This window comes from Paenibacillus sp. J22P277 (assembly GCF_059383675.1).
The window spans coordinates 908,717-934,646 of sequence record NZ_JBXENS010000001.1 but is presented as its reverse complement, the minus strand read 5'-3'; the positions used below and the strand labels follow the sequence as shown (position 1 = coordinate 934,646).

At 48.6% G+C, this 25,930-nt stretch carries 20 protein-coding genes; 14 read left to right on the top strand and 6 right to left on the bottom strand.

What is annotated here, in order from left to right:
• The first annotated feature begins 451 nt into the window (after nucleotides 1-451).
• The 3 genes from AC50YL_RS04395 to AC50YL_RS04385 all read left to right on the top strand — a co-directional run bounded on the left by AC50YL_RS04395 (nucleotide 452) and on the right by AC50YL_RS04385 (nucleotide 2,858).
• Nucleotides 452-931, top strand: a complete 480-nt coding sequence (locus AC50YL_RS04395) for a hypothetical protein (RefSeq protein WP_494829597.1) — start codon at nucleotides 452-454, stop codon at nucleotides 929-931.
• Between the two features lie 122 nt (nucleotides 932-1,053).
• Nucleotides 1,054-1,356 carry an EthD family reductase gene (locus AC50YL_RS04390; RefSeq protein WP_494829596.1) on the top strand — a complete coding sequence of 101 codons (303 nt, stop codon included), beginning with the start codon at nucleotides 1,054-1,056 and terminating at the stop codon, nucleotides 1,354-1,356.
• A gap of 311 nt (nucleotides 1,357-1,667) precedes the next feature.
• Nucleotides 1,668-2,858, top strand: coding sequence for a glycosyltransferase (locus AC50YL_RS04385; RefSeq protein ID WP_494829595.1), 1,191 nt, complete (start codon nucleotides 1,668-1,670; stop codon nucleotides 2,856-2,858).
• Nucleotides 2,859-5,407: 2,549 nt separating this feature from the next.
• Here the strand turns inward: AC50YL_RS04385 and AC50YL_RS04380 are convergent.
• Nucleotides 5,408-6,325, bottom strand: coding sequence for an AraC family transcriptional regulator (locus AC50YL_RS04380; protein WP_494829594.1), 918 nt, complete (start codon nucleotides 6,323-6,325; stop codon nucleotides 5,408-5,410).
• A gap of 254 nt (nucleotides 6,326-6,579) precedes the next feature.
• On the opposite strand from AC50YL_RS04380, the gene AC50YL_RS04375 reads away from it, so the two are divergent.
• From AC50YL_RS04375 to AC50YL_RS04355, 5 genes are all read left to right on the top strand, one after another.
• Complete coding sequence (locus tag AC50YL_RS04375; RefSeq protein WP_494829592.1) at nucleotides 6,580-7,431, top strand: aldo/keto reductase; 852 nt, start codon at nucleotides 6,580-6,582, stop codon at nucleotides 7,429-7,431.
• A gap of 38 nt (nucleotides 7,432-7,469) precedes the next feature.
• On the top strand, nucleotides 7,470-7,865 hold the full coding sequence (locus AC50YL_RS04370; RefSeq protein ID WP_494829591.1) for a cupin domain-containing protein: 396 nt from the start codon (nucleotides 7,470-7,472) through the stop codon (nucleotides 7,863-7,865).
• 365 nt (nucleotides 7,866-8,230) lie between these two features.
• Entirely contained in the window at nucleotides 8,231-9,211 is a 981-nt protein-coding gene (locus tag AC50YL_RS04365; protein ID WP_494829590.1) for an aldo/keto reductase, read from the top strand.
• Between the two features lie 219 nt (nucleotides 9,212-9,430).
• Nucleotides 9,431-9,622: an SDR family oxidoreductase gene (locus tag AC50YL_RS04360; RefSeq protein ID WP_494829589.1), complete on the top strand. Its 192-nt coding sequence runs from the start codon at nucleotides 9,431-9,433 to the stop codon at nucleotides 9,620-9,622.
• 237 nt (nucleotides 9,623-9,859) lie between these two features.
• Nucleotides 9,860-13,354: a hypothetical protein gene (locus AC50YL_RS04355; RefSeq protein ID WP_494829587.1), complete on the top strand. Its 3,495-nt coding sequence runs from the start codon at nucleotides 9,860-9,862 to the stop codon at nucleotides 13,352-13,354.
• Between the two features lie 292 nt (nucleotides 13,355-13,646).
• On the opposite strand, the gene AC50YL_RS04350 is transcribed toward AC50YL_RS04355, so the two are convergent.
• From AC50YL_RS04350 to AC50YL_RS04335, 4 genes are all read right to left on the bottom strand, one after another.
• A complete protein-coding gene (locus AC50YL_RS04350) occupies nucleotides 13,647-14,033 on the bottom strand; it encodes a hypothetical protein (protein WP_494829585.1) in 387 nt (128 codons plus the stop codon).
• Nucleotides 14,033-15,136: a hypothetical protein gene (locus AC50YL_RS04345; protein WP_494829583.1), complete on the bottom strand. Its 1,104-nt coding sequence runs from the start codon at nucleotides 15,134-15,136 to the stop codon at nucleotides 14,033-14,035. Before AC50YL_RS04345 ends, AC50YL_RS04350 begins: the two co-directional genes overlap by 1 nt.
• 322 nt (nucleotides 15,137-15,458) lie before the next feature.
• Nucleotides 15,459-15,851 carry a hypothetical protein gene (locus AC50YL_RS04340; RefSeq protein ID WP_494829581.1) on the bottom strand — a complete coding sequence of 131 codons (393 nt, stop codon included), beginning with the start codon at nucleotides 15,849-15,851 and terminating at the stop codon, nucleotides 15,459-15,461.
• A gap of 29 nt (nucleotides 15,852-15,880) precedes the next feature.
• The gene (locus tag AC50YL_RS04335; protein ID WP_494829580.1) at nucleotides 15,881-16,444 is read right to left on the bottom strand and encodes a hypothetical protein; all 564 of its coding nucleotides are present in this window, start codon (nucleotides 16,442-16,444) and stop codon (nucleotides 15,881-15,883) included.
• 429 nt (nucleotides 16,445-16,873) lie between these two features.
• Between AC50YL_RS04335 and AC50YL_RS04330 the strand changes: the two genes are divergently transcribed.
• From AC50YL_RS04330 to AC50YL_RS04315, 4 genes are all read left to right on the top strand, one after another.
• Nucleotides 16,874-19,900: an S-layer homology domain-containing protein gene (locus tag AC50YL_RS04330; protein WP_494829578.1), complete on the top strand. Its 3,027-nt coding sequence runs from the start codon at nucleotides 16,874-16,876 to the stop codon at nucleotides 19,898-19,900.
• A 366-nt stretch (nucleotides 19,901-20,266) separates the two neighbouring features.
• Nucleotides 20,267-21,418, top strand: coding sequence for a HupE/UreJ family protein (locus AC50YL_RS04325; RefSeq protein WP_494829576.1), 1,152 nt, complete (start codon nucleotides 20,267-20,269; stop codon nucleotides 21,416-21,418).
• A gap of 22 nt (nucleotides 21,419-21,440) precedes the next feature.
• Complete coding sequence (locus tag AC50YL_RS04320; protein WP_494829574.1) at nucleotides 21,441-22,721, top strand: tetratricopeptide repeat protein; 1,281 nt, start codon at nucleotides 21,441-21,443, stop codon at nucleotides 22,719-22,721.
• Between the two features lie 30 nt (nucleotides 22,722-22,751).
• On the top strand, nucleotides 22,752-23,300 hold the full coding sequence (locus tag AC50YL_RS04315; RefSeq protein ID WP_494829572.1) for a HupE/UreJ family protein: 549 nt from the start codon (nucleotides 22,752-22,754) through the stop codon (nucleotides 23,298-23,300).
• A 330-nt stretch (nucleotides 23,301-23,630) separates the two neighbouring features.
• Here the strand turns inward: AC50YL_RS04315 and AC50YL_RS04310 are convergent, their stop codons facing one another.
• Nucleotides 23,631-23,786, bottom strand: coding sequence for a hypothetical protein (locus AC50YL_RS04310; protein WP_494829570.1), 156 nt, complete (start codon nucleotides 23,784-23,786; stop codon nucleotides 23,631-23,633).
• 512 nt (nucleotides 23,787-24,298) lie between these two features.
• Between AC50YL_RS04310 and AC50YL_RS04305 the strand changes: the two genes are divergently transcribed.
• Both AC50YL_RS04305 and AC50YL_RS04300 read left to right on the top strand, forming a co-directional pair.
• Entirely contained in the window at nucleotides 24,299-25,240 is a 942-nt protein-coding gene (locus AC50YL_RS04305) for a LysR family transcriptional regulator (RefSeq protein WP_494829568.1), read from the top strand.
• Between the two features lie 23 nt (nucleotides 25,241-25,263).
• Nucleotides 25,264-25,758: a DUF4188 domain-containing protein gene (locus AC50YL_RS04300; RefSeq protein ID WP_494829799.1), complete on the top strand. Its 495-nt coding sequence runs from the start codon at nucleotides 25,264-25,266 to the stop codon at nucleotides 25,756-25,758.
• The last annotated feature ends 172 nt before the right edge of the window (nucleotides 25,759-25,930 follow it).

Here is a 25,930-nt window from a genome sequence, read left to right as displayed (position 1 = left end):
AACGACTAGCGGGATAAGGACAGATCCAGCAGAACGAACAACCGCAGCATTAATTTTAGAGTGCATTGCTTACTTGAAAAATATAAAATAAATTCATTTATGTACGTTCTATTATTTTGTAATTGGTGTTTTATCTAATTAACTTATAAACTGCATTCATGCGGTAATTGCTTACTAGGAGAGGCTTTTGCTAAACATGACATGTTAGATCGGATTGGAGGAAACCAGGACAATAGTAGGCGGTACTTAAGGCGAATCCCTGAATCCGCCGGCGGTGAAAACAGATAACAAGGCCGGCCTATCGTACAAGAAGATTGGCAGAACGCTTCTGCTGACGCCTATATGATTGAGGTGTCCGCGGCTGGCGTGAATTGGACGCAAATCTACTCTACGGTGAGCGGCGACGGCGGAATCGACAATATTCTCTTCAACGGAGTCATGGGGGAAATAGATGATGAACATTTTGTTGCTAGTACACTTAATCGCGGTTTGCGCCTGGGTAGGCGGTGGGATTTACGAGCGTTTCTTCGTCTTGAAAGCAGTCGATCATGCAAAGGGAACTAACTATGAAGCCCTCATGGTACAAATCATGCTTAAAGCAGTGCCTTACTTTAAAGTTGTAACCGCCTTGCTCATCCTGTCCGGCCTTGCCATGACATTAATTATGGCTCAAGGATCTTTCGGTTGGTTCGTTCATTGGAGCTGGCTATCTCTTAAAACGTATATTATGATCGCGATCATGGTGTTTGGGTACGCCTTTATTAATCCGCCTCTAAACAAAGTCGCCGCGCAAATCAAATTGGCCATTGAGAAGGATCAAATAGTAACGGATGAAACGCGCGCTGCGGTCCGACGAACCGGGGTCTTGCTGGACATCGCTCACCTTGGCGTAATCGTCAATTTGATTCTAGGCGTTACGAAGATCTTTTGATCCACGACGTGTCGCTATAAACTGCATTCATGCGGTAACTTTCGAAATACAGGCAGACATTCCAACGCTATCGTTTTAGCCTTTCAGGAAGGCCATTACACGACTAGAGAGGGTACGAATTCATGAGCAAAATAATCATTATCCACGATAAACCTAAAGATACTGAAAGATTCGAGAAACATTACTTTGATGTTCATATTCCGCTTGCTAAAAAACTCCCGAAGGTGACCGGGGTATCCTTGCATCGCGTCGTTGGCGCCCAGCATACGGAAAATGAGCCGTACCTGGTCGTCGAGGTTGAATTTATGAACAACGAGGACCTTCAAGCAGCGATGGTAAGCCCGGAAGGACAAGCGGTATCCCAAGATGTCACGAATTTTATTCCTTTTCTGAATCGTCGTCCCACTATCCTTATTTTGGAGTGAAAAAGAATTCCGCATGCTTGTAATTTCGGGTGTCCAAACCGGACTTAGTGCTACAGCATTAACTCGGCAGATTAGTCCCGACAGCATGAAGGATGTAAGCCGTTATCCATCGCGATGGCGGCTTTTTACGTTCCCCCGGGACTATACCATACCTTCTTGAAACCAGAAACCTTGAGCAATCAAGGTTTTTCGTATTTGAGAGCAACGGGCGGAGCCAAGCCCAGCAGGTTCGATTCAACAGAAATGTGCGCTCTGACTATCTCGGCGACGGTGATTCATACATAGATTACTATAATAGAGGGGGTGTCAGCATGACGAAAGTCGGCGTTGTCATGCCGGTTTATTATCAAAATGAAGCTTATATCCGATTGGCGATCCATACGATGCGCAATCAAGTTTATCGAAGCTTTACCTTCCTGATTGTCATCGACGGAGCGCCCGAGCTGCTGCCGCTTATTCAGGCGTGCACCGCCGGAGATGAACGGGTAACGATCGTTTCCTATCCGGTCAACCAAGGCGTCGCGTTTGCGCTTAATTACGGATTCGAGATCTTGATGGACCAAGGTTACGATTACTTGACATGGGTATCGACGGACAACGTCTATTACCCGCAGTTTTTGGGCACGTTAGTGAACGCGATGGACCGGACGGGGCCCGATGTCGGCATCGTGTACAGCAGCTTTAATCAAATCTTCGAAAACGGCGAGCCCGCGCATACGCCGGAGTTTCTCCGCACGCTGCACAGCTGGCAGAATCGTCCGAAGGAGGCACTGCTCGATGGCTGCATCATCGGCCCTTCCTTTATTCACCGTGCGGAGTATTGCCGTCTCGTGGACGGATATCGCTTCAAATACATTCAAGACTATGATTATTGGCTGCGGATGACCGATAATTGCGACATTAAGTACGTGCCTGTCGAGCTGATGGATTATCGGATTAATTCCCCATACAGCTTGTCTACGCACATCGCGAACGATATCTCGAAGCACCGTTTGTGCTGGAACGAGGTTCACCGGGCCCATTACGAAACGCGCCAGAGGCGAAGCATACCGCTTTTGTTCAGCGCATTGTTCGTCGTGAGACCGGGCGAAGTGGCGAATGCTCATACCGCGATCGGTAACATCATCGACCAGTACGAAACCAACTGCGAGCTGATCATCGTCAGCCTGACCACGCAGAACGAAATCGAAGAGATCATGGAAGCGTTCCACGACCCGCGCGTGCGAATCTTGTATTATGTTAATCATTCGATCAACTACGCCTTGCACAAGGCACTTAGGAGAGCCAAGGCGGAGTGGTGCATCATCTTCGACAGCGCGCATGCGCCGGCGGATGCGACATTCATTCGTGCCATGAAAGAATCGAACCTCTTGGATGCGGGATCGACGTCATCCGTCTTCAATTACAATGGGGAAATCACGACATCGGGAACGATTGCACATCTGTATCAAACCATGACCGTTCGCGCAAGGATGCAGGCGTTTATACAAGCTTCGTTATAGGCTGCCTCGAGATCAAGCAAGCGATAGGCAAGACCGCGGCCGTCATTGGAAACCGCATGGTTACATTTCTTGCTAACGATTTCCCGTCTTCCGTTATAGCAAAAGCAAACAAGGTTGCCGCAATCGGACATCCTTGTTTGACGTTTGTGGGTAAATATAAAGATTTGGGGGGGAGTTGGGCATTCGCATCAAGTACCGCCCAGCAGAATAAACTTCAAAAAGATGAGAAATGTCTCAACGATAAAATCAACCGAACCTACTAATCATGGTGTTCAGCCTTAATAAAGGAGGGCATGCACCTATGGGAAGATTGCGGGGTTCCCCGGGGCCGCCCGGCCAACAGGGGCCGAGAGGCCCGCGAGGTCCAAGAGGTCCGCAAGGACCGATGGGCCCGCAAGGCGGCGTTAGTCATCCGTGTCCAACGGGACCTCAGGGCGTAACTGGTCCAACTGGAACCATTGGAGCGACCGGAACCACGGGGGCGACTGGCGCAACGGGAGAGATCGGAGTTACAGGTGCAACCGGGGTGACCGGAGCAACGGGCGTAACGGGAGCCACAGGCGCAACCGGAGGCGCAACTGGTGTAACCGGAGCAACGGGCGTAACGGGAGTAACAGGTGCCACTGGTGTAACCGGAGCAACGGGCGCAACGGGAGCCACAGGCGCAACCGGAGGCGCAACTGGTGTAACCGGCGCAACGGGAGTAACAGGCGCAACTGGTGTAACCGGAGCAACAGGCGTAACGGGAGTAACAGGTGCAACGGGAGCCACAGGCGCAACGGGAGCCACAGGCGCAACTGGGGAAACCGGAGCAACTGGTGTAACAGGAGTCACAGGTGCCACCGGCGCGACAGGCGCAACGGGAGTAACAGGAGTAACAGGAGTAACAGGAGTAACAGGAGTAACAGGCGCGACAGGCGCAACGGGAGCCACAGGCGCAACGGGAGCCACAGGCGCAACGGGAGCCACAGGCGCAACTGGGGAAACCGGAGCCAAAGGAGCAACGGGAGCCACAGGCGCAACGGGAGCCACAGGAGCAACGGGAGCCACAGGCGCAACTGGGGAAACCGGAGCAACGGGAGCAACGGGAGCAACGGGAGCCACAGGCGCAACTGGGGAAACCGGAGCAACTGGTGTAACCGGAGTAACAGGTGCCACCGGCGCGACAGGAGCAACTGGGGAAACAGGCGCAAAGGGAGCCACAGGCGCAACTGGGGAAACCGGAGCAACGGGAGCAACGGGAGCCACAGGTGCGACAGGCACAACGGGAGCCACCGGCGCAACTGGTGTAACCGGAGCAACAGGTGCCACCGGCGCGACAGGAGCAACTGGGGAAACAGGCGCAACGGGAGCCACAGGAGCAACTGGGGAAACCGGAGCAACAGGTGCCACCGGCGCGACAGGAGCAACTGGGGAAACAGGCGCAACGGGAGCCACAGGCGCTACTGGGGAAACCGGAGCAACGGGAGCAACGGGAGCAACGGGAGCCACAGGCGCAACTGGGGAAACCGGAGCAACGGGAGCAACGGGAGCCACAGGTGCGACAGGCACAACGGGAGCCACCGGCGCAACTGGTGTAACCGGAGCCACAGGTGCCACCGGCGCGACAGGAGCAACTGGGGAAACAGGCGCAACGGGAGCCACAGGCGCAACTGGGGAAACCGGAGCAACGGGAGCCACAGGTGCGACAGGCGCAACGGGAGCCACAGGCTCAACTGGGGAAACCGGAGCAACGGGAGCAACGGGAGCCACAGGCGCAACTGGGGAAACCGGAGCAACTGGTGTAACAGGAGTCACAGGTGCCACCGGCGCGACAGGCGCAACAGGCGCAACGGGAGCCACAGGCTCAACTGGGGAAACCGGAGCAACTGGTGTAACTGGCGCGACCGGAAGCGTATTAGGTTTTGCGGATTTTTTTGCCTTGATGCCGCCAGATAATGCGGCAACGGTAGCCCCGGGTACAGACGTCAGTTTTCCGCAAGATGGACCTACTAGCGGGGGCGCGATCGTTCGCACCGGTCCCAGTACATTTAACCTGACTGCGATCGGGACTTATATGGTCTTGTTTCAGGTGAGCGTTGACGAAGCGGGTCAACTGATATTGACGATAAATGGTGTGGATTTAGCCTATACGGTGGTAGGGCGAGCAACAGGTACTTCGCAAATCGTAGGAATGGCTCTCGTTCAAACAACTGTCCTCAATTCCATCCTCACCTTGCGAAATCCAACCGGCAATTCAACTGCATTAACGATTACTCCTGTTGCAGGAGGAACAAGGCCTGTCTCCGCGCATTTTGTGATCACGCGACTTGCATAAGCAATTGAATCAAACAACTTCTTGTCCTTTTTGAAAGACAAGAAGTTGTATTGTTGTGCGCTGATGTACAGTCACAGATATTTTTTTTCTTCTAACGGTGCTGTAGGAAATCTGCTCAGCTTGTCGACGCTTGAATTATGCGGACTTTCCATTTATGCGTATCTCCACTTCGCCTCAGCGATCCCCGCTCCCATGCCTCAACGGGGCGAGGTCGTTCGTTCCTTTCTTCGTGTTATGCTCGAACGCCGTGATCGAACTTCGCACGCAAGCGGTTGGCATCTTCCCTAGGCGGAAACCCAAACATGCGGACATATTCTCGGCTAAACTGTGATGCGCTTTCATAGCCGAGGCGGAAAGCCACGTCTGCGGCATCCGCGGACTCGGATAATAAGAGATGCCGTGCTTCCTGCAAGCGCAGCCGTTTTTGATACTGGAGGGGGCTCATAGCGGTCACTTCTTTGAAGTGTCGGTGGAACGTAGACACGCTCATCCTTGCAGTCTCTGCAAGCTCCTCGATTCGTAACGATTTATCGAAATTGGCGATAATGAGTTCGATGGCATCCCTGATTCGATAAGTACTGCTTCCTTCCATTGCCATTTGTGCCAACGCGGCGCCGTATTGCCCTTGCAGCAGCTTGTATAGGATTTCCTTGGTGTAGATGGGGGCCAAGTACGGTATGTCGCGGGGCTGTTCCAGCAATCGGACCAACCGCAATAAAGCATCCAGGAGCTCGTATTCGATCTGGCCGACGTACATCGCGCGGGCAACGTTTTCATGCCGGTCGATTTGTATGTCTGCGTCGTTCAACACCGCTAAAATTTGATTTTGAGTCATTTCCAACCTCAAACTCAAATACGGAGCATCGGAGGAAGCGAGGACAATTTGGCCGACTACCGGTAAATCCATGGTTGAAATCAGATAATCGGAAGGACCATATTCGAATCGCTCCTGCGCCAAAAAGATCTCTTTCGAGCCTTGGGCAATAAAACAGAAGGCCGGTTTGTAAACGCTGTGTACCGGCTCGGTTGTGTTAGAACGGCGAATCATAAACAAAGAAGGGATTATGGTTTCAGAAGCGCCCTCCTGAACAGAATGCTTTTCGATTCGTTTGGCGAGTTCATCCCGCAGCCGTTCATTTGAACTAGTCATCAGATTCCTCCACCTCGATTCTATTTTCGTTTCATTATAAGGCAACATTCGTTCATGCGTAAGTTGCCAGCGAGAGAATAAGGCAAGGATTTGCAACAAACGGGATAACGGCCTGCTGTTCAATTGCCGCATAATATAAATGGAATTAAGGTGCAACAATAGCAATCCTACGGAACAATAAGCAGGAAATCCATGTGCATGGGGCTTAGCGTAAATCTATTAGCAAATCACATTAAAAAAATGGAGGATTCTATATGCAAAAAGTTACTTTGAACAATGGTGTGGAAATGCCCGTACTCGGTTTTGGCGTTTTTCAGATTTCGAATCAAAATGAATGTGAACAAAGCGTTTATGACGCTATTATGGCAGGCTATCGGTCGATTGATACCGCGGCTTCGTATTTAAATGAAGAAGCAGTAGGAAGGGGGATAAAACGCAGTGGCGTGCCTAGAGAGGAATTATTCATCACTACGAAACTCTGGGTTCAGGATACCGGTTATGAGCGCACGAGAAAAGCCTTTGAAAAATCCCTAAAAAGATTGCAATTGGATTATTTGGACTTGTATTTAATTCATCAACCCTATGGAGATGTGCATGGTTCTTGGCGCGCGATGGAGGAATTAAATCGTGAAGGCAAGATCCGTGCGATTGGTGTAAGCAACTTTCATGAGGATCGTCTGATCGATTTGATTATTCATAATGAAATCGTTCCTGCCGTAAACCAGGTCGAAACGCACCCTTTCAACCAACAAATTGAAAATGCGAATTTCATGAAAGAGAATAAGGTTCAAATCGAATCCTGGGCGCCATTCGCCGAAGGGAAAAATAATTTGTTCCAGAATGAGATCTTGGTAGCCATAGCGGAGAAGGTGAATAAATCCGTTGCTCAGGTGGTCTTGCGTTGGCTGGCTCAAAGAGAAGTCGTCGTGATTCCCAAATCCGTTCGCAAAGAAAGAATCATCGAAAACTTCAATATCTTTGATTTTGAATTGAGCCAAGCGGATATGGAGTCCATTGCGGCCTTAGATACGAAACAGAGTTTGTTCTTTTCGCATCGCGACCCTGAAATGGTGAAATGGCTCGGTAACCGTAAACTGGATATCTAATTCTGTGGCTAATCATCAATAGAAAGCAGGTTGTAAGCTTGAAAAATGAGCAGTTAAGTCATAGCACAATCTTTCCATTGGGACAAAAAGTAGAACAATACTTTACTGGAGATGCCTACTTGCAAATGGTGTTTACCGATCCGACGCCGCTCAATACCGCCATCGGGAATGTAACCTTTGCTCCAGGAGCTCGCAATAATTGGCACTCTCATCATGCCGGGCAAGTGTTATTAGTTACCGGCGGTGAGGGATGGTATCAAGAAGAAGGAAAACCGGCCCAATTACTTAAACTAGGTGATGTGGTAAATATCCCGGCCAAGGTAAAACATTGGCATGGTGCGACGAAGAGTAGTTGGTTTGTGCATCTGGCACTGACTCCAGGGCAGACGGACTGGTTAGAACCCGTAACCGATGAAGAATATCTCAATCTGTAGTGAATGAAATCACAGCGCGGAATTGGCATCCATGATTCGGTTGAATGCAGTTAGCCAGGAGGTCATTATGAGAACGCTTAACGGTATCGGCTATTCCCGGGACGAGCTGTTATGCTCGAGTCAATCTATCAGAAGCGTTGTCGAAGAGGCGGTAGTCGATGGAGAAAAGATCATACGTATTCATACTGCATGGCAGTTGGAGAACGGCTCGATCTTGCTCTACGAATATTCGTCCAGAAACCATCCCACAAGCAGTTTTTGCTTATATGATTCTCTAGATGAATATAACGAACTATGTGCTGATCTCTATTGGGTTATGATGAATGGCGTGTATAAGTATTAATGCCAAAGGAGCGAATTACTTGATGGAATACGTAAAACTCGGAAATACCGGCTTGGACGTATCGCGGCTTTGTCTTGGCTGTATGGGCTTTGGCGATGCAGCACGCTGGACTCATCCATGGGTACAAAACGAGGAGCAAAGTCGTCAGGTTATTAAGAAGGCACTCGATCTTGGGATTAATTTTTTCGATACGGCAAACGTGTATTCGGCAGGAACCAGCGAGGAATATGTTGGACGCGCCCTGAAGGAATACGCGAATCGGGATGAAGTTGTCATCGCGACGAAGGTGCATTTCCGCATGCACGAAGGACCGAACGGAGCCGGGCTTTCCCGCAAGGCGATCATGAGCGAGATCGATAAGAGCTTGAAGCGGCTGGAGACCGATTACGTGGATTTGTATCAAATTCACCGCTGGGATTATCATACGCCGATCGAAGAAACGATGGAGGCGCTTCATGATGTCGTGCGTGCGGGAAAGGCCAGATATATCGGCGCTTCCGCCATGTTTGCATGGCAGTTCCAAAAGGCGCTGCATATTGCCGAGAGGCACGGATGGACGCGATTCGTGTCGATGCAAAATCACTATAACCTCATCTATCGGGAGGAGGAGCGCGAAATGATGCCGCTCTGCAAGTCGGAAGGCATCGGCGTTATTCCCTATAGCCCGCTTGCATCCGGCCGCTTGACGCGCGAGTGGGCGGAGACGACGAACCGTTCGGAAACCGATCAAGTGCAGAAGTCGAAATACGATGCATTTGCGGAGGCGGATCGAGCGATCGTGGAGCAGGTTGCGGCGATTGCGGAACAACGCGGTGTCTCTCGCGTGCAAGTCGCGCTTGCTTGGATGCTGCAGAAAGCGCCCGTTACCGCGCCGATTATCGGTGCCACGAAAGAATCCCATCTCGAGAGCGCGGTCACCGCACTCGATGTCAAGCTAACCCCAGAAGAGATGGCGTCACTGGAGAAGCCTTATGTGCCCCATGCCGTTGTAGGTGCGATTTAATAATCCTCCTCGGGTAAGTGCATTGAAGAAATGATGGGCAACGTACAGATGCAAGTAACAAAAAGAGGCTGGGATCGTTCCAATGGGAACATCCTCAAGCCTCTTTATTATGTCAATGCCAAAGCAGTCTGCTTAAGTTTAATAATGAACTCGGAATGTTCGGCTGTATCGGGCGCATCTTTCATCGACACGACCGTCAATGCGGCTAGGATCTACGCCGTGCAGCGCGCGGTACCGCTAATGGACGCATCGGCCAACGTGATTTCGCCCGGTGTCGTGGAGACGGATTCCGTGCGGTTCTACGCCAAGGGTACCTTCGATACCTTTAAAGCGAACGTGATCGGCCGCACGCCGCTCGGACGCCTGACGCAGCCGGAAGACGTAGCCCATGTCGCGCTGTTCCTGGGATGAACCGATTACTGTTACGACGGTAGTCGGTTTTTTTGTTATTCATTGACGTCGGTTTGTGTTCAGATCGTCAAGAAATTCGACAACACGGGCGAAGGACTCGAGGACCCGGCTTTCATCGGAACGATGGAAAAATAAACTAGGCGTTTGTGCTCAATTATTGTCTAATTAACAATCATCAAACAAAACTGAACTATGCTATTACTGCATTCAAATAAATCGAAAGAAGTGTGAGTAAAGTTGAAAAAAAAGTTGCTTATATCTACTATGATTGCACTAACAATGTTGTTTTGTCTGGCTTACGGTGCATGGGCCGCGTCTAATCCGCAACTTAGCGACAGCTTGGAACAAGCGAAACAGGATAATCACGGACAGTCGAAGAAAATAACCTCTTTGGGATTTTCGTCTAACGTAAGAGCCTCCGACACCTTTTCCTTTCAGACATCTTCTACGATCGATCTATTGAATATTACGAGCGACAGCGTTCCTCCTTATATTTCTATCCATGACGGAAGGGATGATATAGATCTGTCTAATGCTAAAATCAGTGTACTGAAAGGCATAGATGGAATCGCCTATTCGATAACGAATTTGCCTGCGGTCGATCACGCCAAATCCTACACGTTGCAAATTCGTCATTCTTCGATAACTTTAAAAAAGGCCGCTTTCAAGCCGAAAAGTTCTTCCAACACGGAGCTTAGGGTGCTGAATAACGCCATTCACCTATCAAGCATCGACAACGCACATCGTACGATTTATATGATCCCTCAGTATCATGTTGAACAATTGCTTGCCGAAATTGACTCAACGGACAATTCGATTCAACATTATTCGGTTACGGATCGTTCGGGTACCGAAAAAAGGTTATCTGATGAGATCGTGAATAATGATCGATTAACTGTAGTTGCTGAAGATGGAACATCCAAACCGTTCACGATCCAACTAACAACTTTAAAAGCAAACCTGCAGCAATATACGGAAGGTCAAACGCAAGATATAATATTAGAATATTCGATTAATAAAACCACTCCGGAAAGAAAATATTTATACGGAACGTTAACCTTTCATTTGCCGGATGGAATAACGGCTTCCTCTACGGATACGTTCGATTTAATCGGCCGTGGCTTCGTGCAATTAAACGATACTGCTATCGCTTCTGCAAAAGACTATAACCATTCGGGAAGAAACTGGGTTAGAGATATAAATTCAAATGAAGATTTGCGAACAAAAGTGGCCATAACGGACGGTGGAAAAACGGTTTCTATAAAGAATACGGATTTTAGCGCATACAATGGCGTTGATGTTACGCTTGTTTTGAAAAACAAAACAATTCCAAAACGAGGCGGAACGTTCAGTGCAACTTTTAGCGGCAAGGCTTACTCGGGAACACCTCGCGAAGCGGATTATAAGGAATCAGGAACGGCAAACTTCAATGTAACTTCTAATGGAACGCATTTAGTCAGAAAAGCTGCCGATGTCTCCTATAACACCCCGACAACTGTTGTACTGGAAGCTGATTCCATGAAGAAACAAGCAAGCGTTTATGCAAGTTTAGACAGAGGTTTAACTTGGGTGAATACAGGAGCAGAATTAAAATCGCAACAAGCGATCCTTTCGAACCTATTACCGGAGACCAACTATTACTTTAAGCTAGCGACATCCGATGGAAGTTCAAACATGGTGAGCTATTATTCAGGTAAATATGACGTAACGAATTTTGGTGCTGTTGCTGACGCAAAAGTATTGGCCAGCGCGGGTGACATTATTAATTATACCGGATCCGATAATTCTGCTGCCATCAATGCAGCCATTGTTGCAGCAAGCAAAAACGGCGGCGGAACGGTTTACTTCAAAGGAGACTCGAATTTTGCCTCTAACAGCATTCATTTAAGAAGCAACGTCTATTTATATTTTGACAAGAACGCTCAACTTATCGCCTTGGACCATATCGACGCAAGAGAAGCTCCTTTAAATTATCCTTTCGCATTGGGGCAGGATGACGGTCATGGCTATTGGGAAGACGCTCTTTTGTGGGGCGTTCGCGTAGAGAATATCAAAATTATCGGGAATTCGGCCAAAATTTACGGAAATATGAATTTATATACGGGTTATAGCGATCCTTATGTTGCCGGTAGCGGAACCAAAACCATGTCGTTCAAACTATCTAAAAATATCGAGATTGGCGGAACGGATGAGGATCATGTTTTAACCATTGAACAAGGCGGCTGGTTTTCTATACTAACGACTGGCTGCGATAACATTAGGGTTCAAAATATAGTATTGCCTAACTCCACTTCCGGTCGTCAAAGAGACACGTTCAACTTTATGCAAGATAACGACGCATCCGCTTATAACATTACAACTTTGAAATCCAGTAATGACGTGGCAAAATTAGGAAGCGATTTTTCTTTAGGATTCATTAGACACGTTTCCAATAACGATATTGAAAAAATCGTGGCCGGTGATATCGCAGGCGGAAATGTGTTTCAGTTAGGCTCGGAAACCGTTGGAGACATTGAAAATATAACTGCGAAAAATTTAACGTTAACAACGAATGCGAATAAAACCGGCGTGGCCATCTGGGTTAACGACGGGTCAAACGTAAGCAACGTAACCTTGTCGGATTTGCATTTAGAAAACACCTCCGGCGGCATTGCTTTCGGCGTGTCTCCTCGTTTTGAAGGCGCCGGGCTTGACGAAGACGGAAGTCTTCAAACGGCAAGGCTGCCGCTTGGAATAAGAAGACCCGGTTCGATTTCAAATGTAACGGTGGATGGGGCCGTTTTATCCAAGAACGCCGGAGGAGACGGAGCGTTCCCGATCGTGATTCAAGGCTATAAACGTTTTCCAAGCACCGGAGCCGCGGGCCAAGTCGACGTTGGTTCGGTCGGAACGATCGTGGATGGAGAGACGTATCCCGTTCGCAACATCACGATTAAAAACCTTGAGCTGACGGCGTCCTTTAATCCTGCCAAACCTGCTTCCAAGCCCGTTCTATCCAACACGACGGCAGTGATAGCCGAAGCCAAGAATGGGGGGAACTATCGAACATCGTCCTATGCGAATGCGAGTTCATTCCCTGCATATGGCATACTCATGAAATATGTCGATCATGTCACGATTCAAGACAGTTCTATAAAATACGAAGACAATTTAAGAAATGACCGATTTGCGATTGTCGTTGATAATGGAACGGACGTTAATTTAAGCAACCTAACGATACTACAAGGCGGGTTAATCGGCAGTGCGGTGCAAGTTAGAGGCATTTCAAGTTACCATTTTAACAATCTAGCGATTAAAGCGTTCAATAAAACCTATCTAACACAAACGGCAACCGTGCTTCCTGATGCAAATGGCAGTACCGATTTCGATAGTTCCGTGCAGGCAAATTTATCGCAATCCTACGTTTCCCCAGGCATCGTCTCTGACGCAGCTGTAGATATTGCGTATACAAGCACGCATATTAATGCCATTTCAGGCCATGCGATCGACATTAAAGCCGGAACTACGGTTGCGAATGTTTTGGACGAGTTAATATCCTTGAATGGCGTCCAAACGATTTCGGTTGTCGATGGTGGCGGTAACGCGGTTGCTCCAACCGAAGTTATTACAACAGATCATCGTCTTAACGTGATTTCGGCCGATGGAACCAATACGGTTGTCTTAGCATTCTCGATCGATGGTGCCGTTACCTCTGGCACAGACGACCGTGTATCACTGCATGAAGCCGCTTAAGCGCAATCGTTGGAAAACAATCCCTTGGACGGCTCGGGTTGTTTAGGAGGCCGCTGAAAAGGCCACTAAAAGGAGCAAGCTCTCGAATGTTGAGGAGCTTGCTCCTTCTTTGTTGTATACGGAATGGTATACGGGAGAGTGGGTGAAGGGATGATTCAACGAACATGCTGCGTTAGCGCTTCAGGAAACATTCATGTCCGTGATGCTTGGAATATAAAGGGGGGGCTGAGTGTGGAGACAAGAACGTCAAAAAAGCCGCATGAATGCGGCTTTTTCGCGGAGATTTACTGTATCACCAACTAAGATGCCTCTTAGCGCCCAACGTGTCGGTAATATCGATCGTCAGATGGCGGATGCTCAACCGATCGCGCTTGTAAGCATGGCCTTGATCGTCAACGAATTTGGCGAGCGGGACGCTGGATTTGCCCGAGGTCATCATCGCTGCTTCATAGGTGTACTTGCCGTCAATGATAAGCTTTGCATTGTACCATATAAATCCGGTTTCGTTTTGGACAATCACATGGTTGTTCGTCAGGGCAATGTCGGCAATCGGAATCGAGCTTTTCGGAGCCGGGACGCATCCGGTCATTAACAAGACGAGAACAACGACCAGCAAACATGAGGCAACATTACGCCTTATTGGTTTTCTTAGGCAATTCGGCACGTTCGTGAGCATCATCAACGTTCCTCTCCATTGGATTCAACAGACAGGCCGAGGTCAAAAAACAGATTGGGCGCGCCGGGGTGGCCGCGATGGACTTCAACCGCAATTTCATTGGTCCCCTTCACAAGCTTGTTTAAATGGGCCTTGAGATCAATTCTCCGATAGAAGGTAAATTCATTCGGAAACGCAAGCGAGGATTCGGTCAGGATCCCGGTAACAATGGCGTCCCGGGATACTTCCTGTCCGTTCAGATATACGACGTAACCGTCTTCGAAGGCGATATTCAAATCTAAATTAGACAGTTCCTGCGGATCGCCATTAAATTCAAACGACTTGCGGAAATAATAGGTCGGGGACGGCACGACCTCTAATTTGGTTTGAAGATAGGCCTTCAGTTCCTTGTTATTCGTAAATCCCAAAGGAGCCCTGCCGGTTTTCCAGTCGGAATCCTCGTAATCCGGACTGCGCCAATCGTCAGCAGGCAGAGGAACCGGTTCCGTGTGGGTGGTTTCAATAATCGGTCCTTCTCCCACTAAGTCTACCCCTTCCGGTATGGTGGATTTGATCGAATCGTCACCGGCGTGATAATGCCATAAAGATTGAATGCCCACGAGCGGAATTTCCTTTTTTTCCTTTAATGTGGCAAGGTCCCACGAAGCCAGGTTATCCGCGTCCAGTTCCAGTTGATCCACGATCTGTCCCTGCTCGTTTTCCGCTTTGATGGTCAACGCATTTTCATTCGCTTCCATTACCGTAATAACGGGCGTTTCCTTCATCTTGGCCAAGCCCCATTTGTCCCAGTCCTCGTATCCGGAGGGCTGATAATCGGAAGGCTCCTGGGAAACGCCTACATGCAGTACGTAGACGGTATCGCGGACGAATACCGCGTTAATACCGGCCGTCCTGAGCGCCTTCCACACCTCGGGAAGTTTCGGATCTTCGCTTAGCCAGGCAAGGGCGAAGGTTTGTTTACTTCCGCTCATCGTCTTGCGGATCCATTCCAACTGCTTGTCTCCCGCATCGCTTAACCGGCCTGCGTTCAGGAAGAAGAGCTTGGCGTTTCCTTGCTTAATCGCGTAAACGGATTTCCCGTAACCCGGAAGCGACTCGGTAGGCACGTGGGGATACGCTTGGTCGAAGTCCTGTTCCGTCGCAGAACCGTCATAGACGGGGTAGAGCTGGAACGATCGCGCTTCCGGATGATCCTGCAGCAGCTGGTTGGAGGCAGCGAAATACGAGATGTCCCGGAATTGCTTGATCCATCCCCCGATGTCCCCGTCCTGCTGGTTGAAATATCCAAACCGAAACGACGTGGAGGATGCGGCGGATGACTTGTATCCCTCCATGGGTACCCTTGTCCAATAGAAGGAACAAAACAGAATGCCAATTAACACGAGCAGCGATAAAGAAAGCTTATATTTGTATAAGGCTGCCATAAGCTTAACCCTCTCCTCCCGGTAACGTGTTCGGCAAGGAAGGCCACCACAAGATGGTGTGGTAGACGGTCGGCCAGAGAATGATCAGATTGACAATAAAGGCAACCGCAAATCCGATCGTCCAAGGCTTCAGCTTGACCTCGATCCGCCCGAGCGTCCAGTGGAGTATCGCCCATGTGCCCAACCAGACGACCAGTCCCGCCGTTTCTTTGCCGGTATAAGGACCGATGGCCCACCAAGAGGGGATCCAAGAACCCCAATTCAGCAAGATCGGATTAGCCTGAAGCGGGTTGTAATAGCTCCACAAGTGAGAGAGCGTTGTCGCTGCAATACCGAGCCATACGGAAAGCAGGATAGCGGCGATTTCGCCCGTTTTTCGTTGTTTTGTTTCTTTCACCTTTTGTTCTCTCCCTATCATGTTGAAAATCATGCCATTTTCAGTTTCGTCAAGCCGAGCCCGCATACAAGTCCGATCAGTAAACAGATCCAGAACAGCGTGATCAGTAAAGCAATGATTCCGCTAATTGCCGAGCCCGGTTCGAGCTGATGGCGAAACCGGCGCAATAAGAAGGCCGCCGCGATTCCCAAGGGGAGCGGGTACAGCGAGACGAATTCTTTATATTCCATGACGATTAAATGGACTTCGGGGCTGCGGTACATCAGCCACTGCTGGGGACCATCCGGTCCTCGGTAAGCGATGTAAAGCCAATTGCCGAAGATGATCGTAACCAGAACCAGGATGTTCGTGAGCCAGAGTACCCATTCCAGTGTGACCGCTGCTCCTTTCTTGCCCCGCAGCATGGGATAGGTCAAATGAAGCACTTGGCAACTCATGATCACGGTGATGGTTGCGCCTAATCCGTGCAGAACCGCCTCCAGCTTATGATTGCTGAATCCAATGACATTAAACAACGGGATCGATAAAAAAAGCAGCGCGGCTACGCTCGCTTGCGTAACCGCAAAATCTCTTGCATTGAATATTGATTTCATCGACAGTCCATCTCTTTCGTAAGGGATTATGATGTCGATAATTGTAAAGAAGAAGTATCAGAGGAATGTTAATGCCAGTTAAGGAAATTGCAAACGCTATCGAAACGAGTCACTTTTTATGGCCGGGCGAGGCGACGTCGATGCTTAAAATTAGCTTAATACAAAGTTAATTTTATCTTAATTTTTCAAAGGATAGATTGCGAGTATAATGGCTAGGGCAGTTGGCAGCAGGTTATTAGGTATATTTTGGGAATTCCGCAATTCTTTACATGGCACGAAGAGAAAGAGAGATACGTGCTGGCAGATCTATTGGCGTGTCGATATCGGCGGAGTAAGGAGGGCGATTTTGTTAGTTTGGATTGATTAGGGAGGATGCCGTACTGGGGGGTTCCAAGGCCGACTGCTAATGAAAGAGAATGGGGAGATGACATGAAGGTGAAGTTGAAAGCCAAATGGAAAGGTTTAACATTGGCTGTGTTTGTATGTACGATTCTGTTCTCCATCGGGATTTTAAACGTCTCGGCTGAAAGCACGATCATTAAGGGGCCGTATTTGCTGTACACGGGATCAAACAGCGCGATGAGCGTCCTTTGGCAGACGAGCGATAGCCAACCGAATACGATCAAGTGGGGGACCGACACCACATATGCGTTAGGTGAAAAGTCCGTCGAAACATACGGTACCGACAACCAGCATAAGATCGACCTCACCGAATTGCAGCCGGCTACCAAGTATTACTACGAGGTAGATGGCCAGGCCGGTTCGTTCGTCACCGCGCCTGCGGCTGACGCTACTTCCGTGAAATTGCTTTCCTACGGCGACAGTCGTACCCAACCGGCTTACCAGGAGAAGGTTGCCGCCTTGGCACGGGAGGCTTATACCGCCGACCCATCCTACCAGACGCTTCTCCTGAACAGCGGGGATATTGCTTCGAGCGACTCCGAGAGCAACTGGACCGCTCAATACTTCATGAATGATAAGACCGCTTATCCGGCGTTGAGTGCTCTCCAGGCCGAGGTTCCGATGATGGGGGCAAGAGGCAACCATGAGGGCGTAGGTTCGGTCTACGAGAAGTACTTCCCTTATCCATACGTGGATAACTTCTACTGGTCGTTCGATTACGGTCCGGTCCATGTCTCGGTACTGGACGAGTATGCGGACTTTAAGCCCGGATCGGCGCAGTATAACTGGCTGATCAACGACCTTGCGACCACGACCAAGCCGTGGAAAATCGTCATGGGTCATCAACCGGCTTGGGGTGCCGGTACGCATGAGAACAATACGGACCTCCAAGAATATATCCATCCTATCCTGAAGCAGTTCGGGGTACCGTTGTATCTGAACGGACACAACCATAACTATGCCCGTGCCGAGGTCGACGGCATCGAGTACCTCACCTCCGGCGGCGGCGGCGCTCCGACGTATCAAGTGGACCCGACTTGGCCGAACATCGTCAAGGCCGATGCGTCGTATTTCTTAACCGAGTTCGATGTGAACGGGGATACGATGAACGTGACCTCCCGTCGGATCGACGGCACGGATATCGAGACCATAACGGTTCACAATACGCAGGTTCAATTGGACATTTCCAAATTAACCATGACGGCGGACAAAGATACGTTGCAAACGGCTACTCCCGAAAGCAACATTAAGCTCGGTCTGGCCGCTGTCGACAGCAAAGACGCCACTGTGGATCTTACTGGTGCCCTCGTGAAATATTACACGGACAAGCCGGACAGACTGTCCATTGCGGCAGACGGAACCGTGTCGCTCAAGAACAAACCTGTATTTAACGAATCCGCTCAGGTTTGGGCCGAGATCTATGACGGCAGCAAGTTGGTTAAGAGTAACAAAGTGACTGTCAATATCCATAATCCGGATGGGCTGGCACAAGCAACACTAACAACGGATCGCGGTTCGTTGTCGAGCAGCGCTTCGGCCAAGCTTAGCTTATCGGGGAAAGACAATGTGGAAGCCGCTATGGACCTTTCTTCGGCTACCGTCAGCTATAAGACAAGCTTGGAAAATATCTTGTCCATTTCCGCTGACGGCACTGTAACTGTGAAAAATACGCCGGTTCGTACGACCGCCGTAACCATTCAGGCAGCAGTTACCGTCGAAGGAATAACAGTCGATAGTAATACGGTATCCATCATTGTCGGCCCTTCATCGGGCGATGATGACCAAGTACTCGTAGCGCCAATCAAAGGCCAATACGACGATACGGAAGAACTTGCGGATGGAACGTTGGATTTGGAAAGTTCCGATCTGGAAATCGTAACGGAAGATTCCAACCAACAGATCTTGCTCCGATTTGCTGAACTGGCTATTCCCAAAGGGGCGAAGATTCTTGACGCCTATATCCAGTTCTCCGTTGACGAGCCCGATAAGAACACAGATCCGTTTGACGTGAATATTTATGCGGAGGACGTTGCAAATTCACAATTGCAAGATCCGCCGAACGTCTCGTCGCGGGTGAAGACGAAGGATTCCGTAAACTGGAAGGATATTCCTAAGTGGACGGTAGAGCATGAAGCCGGTCCAGACCAGCAAACGCCTAACGTTGCATCCTTGGTCCAGGACATCGTAAATAAGGATGAATGGGTCGAAGGGAATACATTGGGCTTCATTCTGACCGGTCAAGGCACGAGAACTGCCGAGTCCTTTGAAGGCGCAGGCGACAATGCAGACCAAATTCCACAACTTCATGTCATCTACACAGTTGCCGATACGACGGATCCGGATGACGGCGGCAACGGCGATGGCAACGGCAACGACAACGGCAATGGCAATGGTGGTTATATCCCGCCTGTGACCGACGGCAATACAACGCCTCCGGACAATGGCAGCGGCACGCCGACCGACCCGGGCACGCCTGTCATCCCTGCCAACCCGTTCACAGACGTCGATTCGCATTACGATTGGGCGAAAGACGCTATTTCGGTGCTGGCCGACAAAGGCATCATCAACGGCACCTCAGCCACGTCTTTCGAGCCTAGCAAGCAAATCACGCGAGCTGACTTCATGGAAATGCTCGTCCGCATGCTGGACCTGAAGGCGGATGTCACGTCCAACTTCAGCGACGTGAAGGCGAACGACTACTACTATCAAGCGCTTGGTATCGTCAAGGCGCTCGGCATCGCGAACGGCTTGGGCGACAACAAGTTCAATCCTCGCGATTTCATCTCGCGTCAGGACATGATGGTTCTTATGAGCCGGGCAATGGACGTCACCGGCAAGCTGGACCTAAGCGGCACGACGGCAGACTTGAAAGGCTTCAAAGACACGGCGAAGGTTGCGCCTTATGCAGTCAAAGCCGTGGAAGAATTGGTCAATGCCGGTATCGTGAAAGGCAGCAGCTCGTTGCTGAACCCGACGGGTCAAGCGACGAGAGCGGAAACCGCGCAAATGATCTATACTCTCTATCTGATGTTGCAGGAGAAAGGCAGCCTTTAAGACATCTGGGGCAGCGGGGCGTGTCACACGCCCTGCATATCTCCGAAACGGGCTGTCAAAAAGATAAGCTATTCTCCATCGTAGGATGGATGGTTTACCTCAAACATAGGTAATTAAAAATGGCGGCGTTAGGGAATGAATCCTTTCACCGCCATTTCTTTATTCCTGCGGCATGGTTGCTTTCAATCGTGCTACATCTCAGTTTTTACGAGAAAACAACATAAACTTTATGTTCGCCATACATACCTTTCATATAATTAATTGGTTAATAATCAATTCAGTCTGGTTTCCGTACTGCCAAGAGGTCAAGGGTCGGAGTGTTCCTTTCGGCCACGGCATAACTTACAGAAGAAAAGAGTGCATCGTATGCATTGGCAAGGAATCAAAAAACTAGCGGCATTGATCCTGGTCCTCGTCTTATTACTTTGCGGAGTGACCCCCGCGTTTGCTCACGACATGTATCTAGGAAGCTCCAAATGGGCCTTTGGCAAGGATCGTATTCTGTCTACAATCGAGCTCGACCCCGAGTTATTCCAGCAAATAAAAGGGATCAAGGAACTTGGATTTGACCTGGACCATCTGACTGATGACCAGCTCCATGAAATGACAACCAAGGTCATCCAACCCTATATCAACGAGAAGCTATCGGTTTCCATCAATGACCGGTCATATCCAGAAAAGGTGGTTAAAATTGAGCGGGAAGGTACAACGTGGATAATATGGCTGAAAGTAAGTGATCTGGATTTTAATTGGCAAGAAAACAAGGTGAAAATTGCTTATCATCTATTATTTGAAGAAACCAATAATCAACATGCGAATATTGGCTATATTTATTATACCGATGCCGATGACGATTCGGTGCAAGCGGTCTTCGATAAGACTCCGCCGGATTTGCAAAACATATTCGATTCCAACAATACTGTATGGGATTTCTCTGATAAAACCGCGGCAATTGTGTCTGATATCGCCACTTATGTAGGACTCGGCATCATACATTTCCTAACCGGGTATGATCACATCGCGTTCTTGATTGCTTTAATCGTGATCGGTTTATCCACAAGGGAAACCATAAAAATCATCGCGACATTTACTGTGGCGCACAGCATTACTTTGCTGCTGGCGGCCATGCATGTTGTCAATCTGAACCCGAAGTATGTCGGAAGCGTCATTGCGCTTTCCATCTGTTATATTGCGGCGGAAAACCTGTTGTCAAAACAGGTCAATTATCGATTGCTGTTCACCTTTATGTTCGGCCTGGTTCATGGATTCGGTTTTGCCAGTGTCCTTCAGGAATATGTCGCAAACAAATCGAATCTTGTTCGCTCGGTGGTCTCGTTTAATGTCGGCGTAGAAGTTGGACAACTGTTGATCTTATTAGTCACGCTGCCTCTGCTTTACTTGATAAGGAAAAAGTTCTCTCTCAGAAGAGTAACCATCGTAACATCCGCGGCCATTTTTATTGTTGGTTTCGTCTGGTTCGTCGATCGGCTATTCAATTTGCAACTGGTCCCATTCTAAGCAAGCAGGAAGCGAGAAATCCATGAAGAAGAATCGCGCAACTTATTTCTTTGCAATTATCATGATGATAGGCATGGTCTTCATTATGATTTCTGGTACCTGCATGGCTCAAAGCAGTTCCGCCGTTGACGAAACGGAATACCGCACTAGAGCGAACGAACTCGTTGCCGCTAAAAATTATGAGCAGGCGGCAACGGTTTTGGAGGAACTGTTGGCCAAGAATCCGGACCTGAATGATGAAATCGTGTACAAGCAGTTAACTCATATCTACGACGATTACCTATTTGATTTCGATAAGGCATTGAGCTTTTATACGATGTATCTCAACCGTTTCCCGAATGGTACATTTTCCAAAGACTTTCGAGACAGAATAGCATATCTCGAGGAGAGACGTTCTGAATGGCAAGCATTGCGGGATTTTAGAGGCGTTCAGTCAGAAGAAGACAATATGACCATTCAAGATAGGCTGGCGAAAGTCGAAACCATTCTTTCGAAGAATGAAGACGCATCGATAGCGCCCGAAATGCATATCTACTTGGCTAACGAATATTTTGAAGCTGCCGAATATCAAGCCGCAAGCGAGCATGCGGAAAGCTATATAGCCAGCTTTGGCAAGGCAACCATGACAAATACAGACCAAGCGTTGGCCCTGCGGTTATATGCTGACATTCTCGTGAAGCAACATCATTTTGGCAAGGCTATTCGGGCCTTGGATCAGGCAATAGCATTGGCAAGTCCGGGAGAAAACTTTAATTATGCCGTGAAAAAAAGCGAAATCATAAACCATAGGAACATGATGGTTGGCTTTATCTGTTGTCTTATCTATTATTTAGCCGTAGTCGTTTTGCTTTTTCCGGCCAAATTTTGGAGATCCTTCAATGTGGGCAATTACTTCGATCGACTTGCCAAGCCTATTTTCCTTCTTGCCCTGGTTTCACTTGGCCCTGTTTTAATCCTGAAGATCATGCAAGAGCCGGAAGCGGACCCGCGGTTTTTCTTTTGGCTGTCGGGCTTATCGGTCCTCTCCATTATCCTAATCAAGCTTCTTGCTCCGCTGTCACGAAAAACCGGCAGATTGGTTTTCATATCGATGAGTGGTTTGCATATGGCCGCCGCTTTGTTCATGGCATATTACCTGACTGTGTACAGCGGGAGAAAAATCATCATGAATACTGCAATAGAGGCAGATGTAGATCCCTTGAGTTCCGCATTCATCCTCTTACTATGGAGTTCAGCTATTGCAACTTTATTCATCTATATGATTAATAGTTTTGTCTATTCAAAAGCAAAAGGAAATGATTGATCTTTTAAAATCTTGGGAGGGTTCATGGAAATGATGTCTGCATTCATCTCGTTCTTCAGATTAGGCGTAGAACATATTTTAACGGGTTATGACCATTTGTTATTTATTTTCTCGCTGTTGATTGCAAGGCAAACGATTAAACAATACGCGTCGGTTATCACGGCATTTACCATCGCGCACTGTATAACGTTGACCTTGACCGTGCTCGACATTATTGACGTGCCGTCGAGTATCGTCGAACCGGCGATCGCCCTTAGCATCTGTTATGTCGCGATTGAAAATATTTTCAAAAAAGACGTGAGAAAACGCTGGATGATTACGTTTGTATTTGGTTTAATTCACGGCATGGGGTTCGCCGATTTATTAAAGGGCATGAATCTTGCAAAAAACGATCTGGCTTTAAATATTTTTAGTTTCAATCTGGGAATAGAGGTCGCCCAGCTAGGGATTCTCGCGATATTGCTGCCTATTCTCTTCTTTATTCATAAATGGAAGTATTCCGTGAGAGTCGTCAATCTCTGTTCGGCGATCGCGTTTGTATTGGGCGGTTTGTGGTTAACCGAACGAATATTCTTTTAAGAGTCCCGGACGTAGGCAGATCCGTGACGAAGGTAGCGAATCTACAGAAGCAAACACTTCCACAATGATTGCTGCTGCATTCACTTGATCCGTACCAGTTTTTTTCATTTTTCCGTCTGGACGTCGGGTGAATAATAATCGACTGACGATCGTGCAGCATGCGCCTGATCCCGCTATCGTTTCCATGAAAAGCAGAAGCACCGCGTAATTCGCGGTGCTTCTGCGCGTTATTTTTCTGGGTTCAAATAGCCTCTCGTATACTGAACGCTGCCGTCGAGTCCAATCTTTACGCCCTTCACGTACGGCTTGCTGAGCAGCGATCGCGCGTCTCTAATTTTCAATCGTCAAGACCAACACAATGATGATCATGACGATGGCGATCAGGTTGATCCCCCGGAGCATCCACGTCGATTTTTTCCAAATCGTCAACAGCGATGCAACAATGAAAATCAACGTTACTACATTCCATGTCCAAATAGCGTTCATGTAATCAGCCTCCAAAGTACAGACACTTATTTAGACAACGAGTTAGTATTCAACCGTTCGATTAAATTTTGAATCCGCGTACGGGTAAACGGGCTATAAATAGTTTCAATAACTTATGCTGACCCGTTATGTGATAAGATTCTTCTTGTAGGCGGAACGATTCGAATCTATTCCTTACGTTCAACGAACACTAAACTATAGCCGCGTGGCCACCGGACACAATCTTTCTTTCTGCTAACCATCCGTTTATGGGCACTGATTTGTGTGCAACGGCATGGCTTTTCGTGTCATGTTTACCGGAATGTGAAGTTTCTCAGATTGTAGAGAAATCCTCGTTTATCCATAAACGATGGATTTCTTTTTTGCATTTTTTATGGCTGCGCTTGAAAACGCACGGTTCGTCGGCAAGCGTGCATCGACAAAGAGAAAGTATGAAACGGAGGCGATTTGAAAATGATATGGTAAGGTTTTGTCCGTCTGCATCGATGATAAAGGAGGGAATTGTGCGTAGGATGAATCTGGAGAATTTGTATTCATTCTTAACGGTCGCGTTTGAAGGAAGCATAAGTAAAGCATCCAAAAAATTACATATCACGCAACCGACCTTGAGCATAAGGCTTCGCAAATTGGAAACAGAACTTGGATTTACGCTTCTGGATCGCAACTGGAGCGGCATACGATTGACCGACGAAGGACAGTACTTCGCGTACGTCGCCACTCAGTGCGTGCAGGACCTTAACACGGCGGTGTCCTATTTTAATCAAATCTCGCAAACAACAGGATCGGAAATCAGCCAAATACTAAGCGAAAAGCGGTTGATAATCGGCACTGAAGAAATGCTCGTACCGTTTCTTATCGAGCGAGTCATACCTGAAATTCGCCGCCATTTCCCTGAATTGAATTGTCACTATATATCAAGGCCCTTGCAGCCGATGCTGGATTTACTTGGAAACGGAGGGATGGATGTCGCCATATTCATCTGGCAGGAGGAAGGACCGCCCGTACGCTCTTACCCGTTGGCGATGGACCGATTGGCATTGTTTTACGATGCTGCGCATTACGGCGAAATAGAGAAAGATTTTAGCAATGCCGTCCTGTTCAAGGACGTGCCGTTCGTATTATGCGAGCGTTATGCGATGAAGATTTACGACAAGCTAAAATTGGCATGGCAAGCCATGTTCGGACAAATTCCCGAGCGGTTTCACCTCGCGAATGAAATGTCGACGTTGATGGGAATGCTCGCCAGCGGTCAAGGCTATTCGATCATGCCCGCCTTAAGCGGCATCCTGCTGCCGCATCAATATCCCCGACTGCGCATGGTTCCACTCGCGGAAACAATCGAGATCCCGATTCATATCGCCTTTTCCGATTCCGATGCATACGCAACCGTCATTGACTATCTGAAACAGATTTTACTCGACGATCGCAAGTTCCAGATGCCCGGTAACATTTAAACCCTCAAATAGGAGTGATCGAAATGAAGCATGTGATGCAAGGCAGATATACGGTCGAAATGGATAAATCCTTTGTTGTTTTCATCATCGGCATGCGAATCAACCGTTACTTGGCCGTTCACAAGTGGATACCGGTATCCAAAGCCATGCGCGCGATGATCATAGAGTTGACGCAAAATCCCGAAACCGGATTTTTATCCGCGGAGCTGTCCAGGAACGGGAGAATCTTGACCGTCATTCAGTATTGGAGAAGCTACGATCAGCTCGAGAAATACGCGCGCGGAGAACTGCACTTAAAGACTTGGGATTCGTATAACAAAACCATCAGCGCAAACGGGGCGGTAGGCATTTTCCATGAAACCTACAGGGTTGAGCTTGGAGATTTCGAGTGCGTGTATAACAATATGCCCAAGTTCGGATTGGGCAAGGCAGGGAATCATATTCCGGTATCCAGAAATATGCAAACCTCGAGAAGTCGATTGGGCAAAGCGCGTGGTTCCGCCGATTCAGAAAAATGAGTGTTTCCCCGTCTTCGCCGTCACCCTCCACATTTTGCCCAATCCCTCGATGTAATCGCTATGAACGAACAAGCTCTCCCGCAACGCGCACCGTGCCTCCAAGCATACCGAAGCGGTTTATAAATAATCTTATATGCATCCTATGATTTCGTAATTTGTTGAATAGGAGAGA

Bases quoted from the DNA above. Each gene is read 5' to 3' on its own strand.
- AC50YL_RS04395 (WP_494829597.1), top strand. From the start codon at position 452: ATGATGAACATTTTGTTGCTAGTACACTTAATCGCGGTTTGCGCCTGG.
- AC50YL_RS04390 (WP_494829596.1), top strand. From the start codon at position 1,054: ATGAGCAAAATAATCATTATCCACGATAAACCTAAAGATACTGAAAGA.
- AC50YL_RS04385 (WP_494829595.1), top strand. From the start codon at position 1,668: ATGACGAAAGTCGGCGTTGTCATGCCGGTTTATTATCAAAATGAAGCT.
- AC50YL_RS04380 (WP_494829594.1), bottom strand. From the start codon at position 6,325: ATGACTAGTTCAAATGAACGGCTGCGGGATGAACTCGCCAAACGAATC.
- AC50YL_RS04375 (WP_494829592.1), top strand. From the start codon at position 6,580: ATGCAAAAAGTTACTTTGAACAATGGTGTGGAAATGCCCGTACTCGGT.
- AC50YL_RS04365 (WP_494829590.1), top strand. From the start codon at position 8,231: ATGGAATACGTAAAACTCGGAAATACCGGCTTGGACGTATCGCGGCTT.
- AC50YL_RS04350 (WP_494829585.1), bottom strand. From the start codon at position 14,033: ATGATGCTCACGAACGTGCCGAATTGCCTAAGAAAACCAATAAGGCGT.
- AC50YL_RS04335 (WP_494829580.1), bottom strand. From the start codon at position 16,444: ATGAAATCAATATTCAATGCAAGAGATTTTGCGGTTACGCAAGCGAGC.
- AC50YL_RS04330 (WP_494829578.1), top strand. From the start codon at position 16,874: ATGAAGGTGAAGTTGAAAGCCAAATGGAAAGGTTTAACATTGGCTGTG.
- AC50YL_RS04325 (WP_494829576.1), top strand. From the start codon at position 20,267: ATGCATTGGCAAGGAATCAAAAAACTAGCGGCATTGATCCTGGTCCTC.
- AC50YL_RS04320 (WP_494829574.1), top strand. From the start codon at position 21,441: ATGAAGAAGAATCGCGCAACTTATTTCTTTGCAATTATCATGATGATA.
- AC50YL_RS04315 (WP_494829572.1), top strand. From the start codon at position 22,752: ATGATGTCTGCATTCATCTCGTTCTTCAGATTAGGCGTAGAACATATT.
- AC50YL_RS04310 (WP_494829570.1), bottom strand. From the start codon at position 23,786: ATGAACGCTATTTGGACATGGAATGTAGTAACGTTGATTTTCATTGTT.
- AC50YL_RS04305 (WP_494829568.1), top strand. From the start codon at position 24,299: ATGAATCTGGAGAATTTGTATTCATTCTTAACGGTCGCGTTTGAAGGA.
- AC50YL_RS04300 (WP_494829799.1), top strand. From the start codon at position 25,264: ATGAAGCATGTGATGCAAGGCAGATATACGGTCGAAATGGATAAATCC.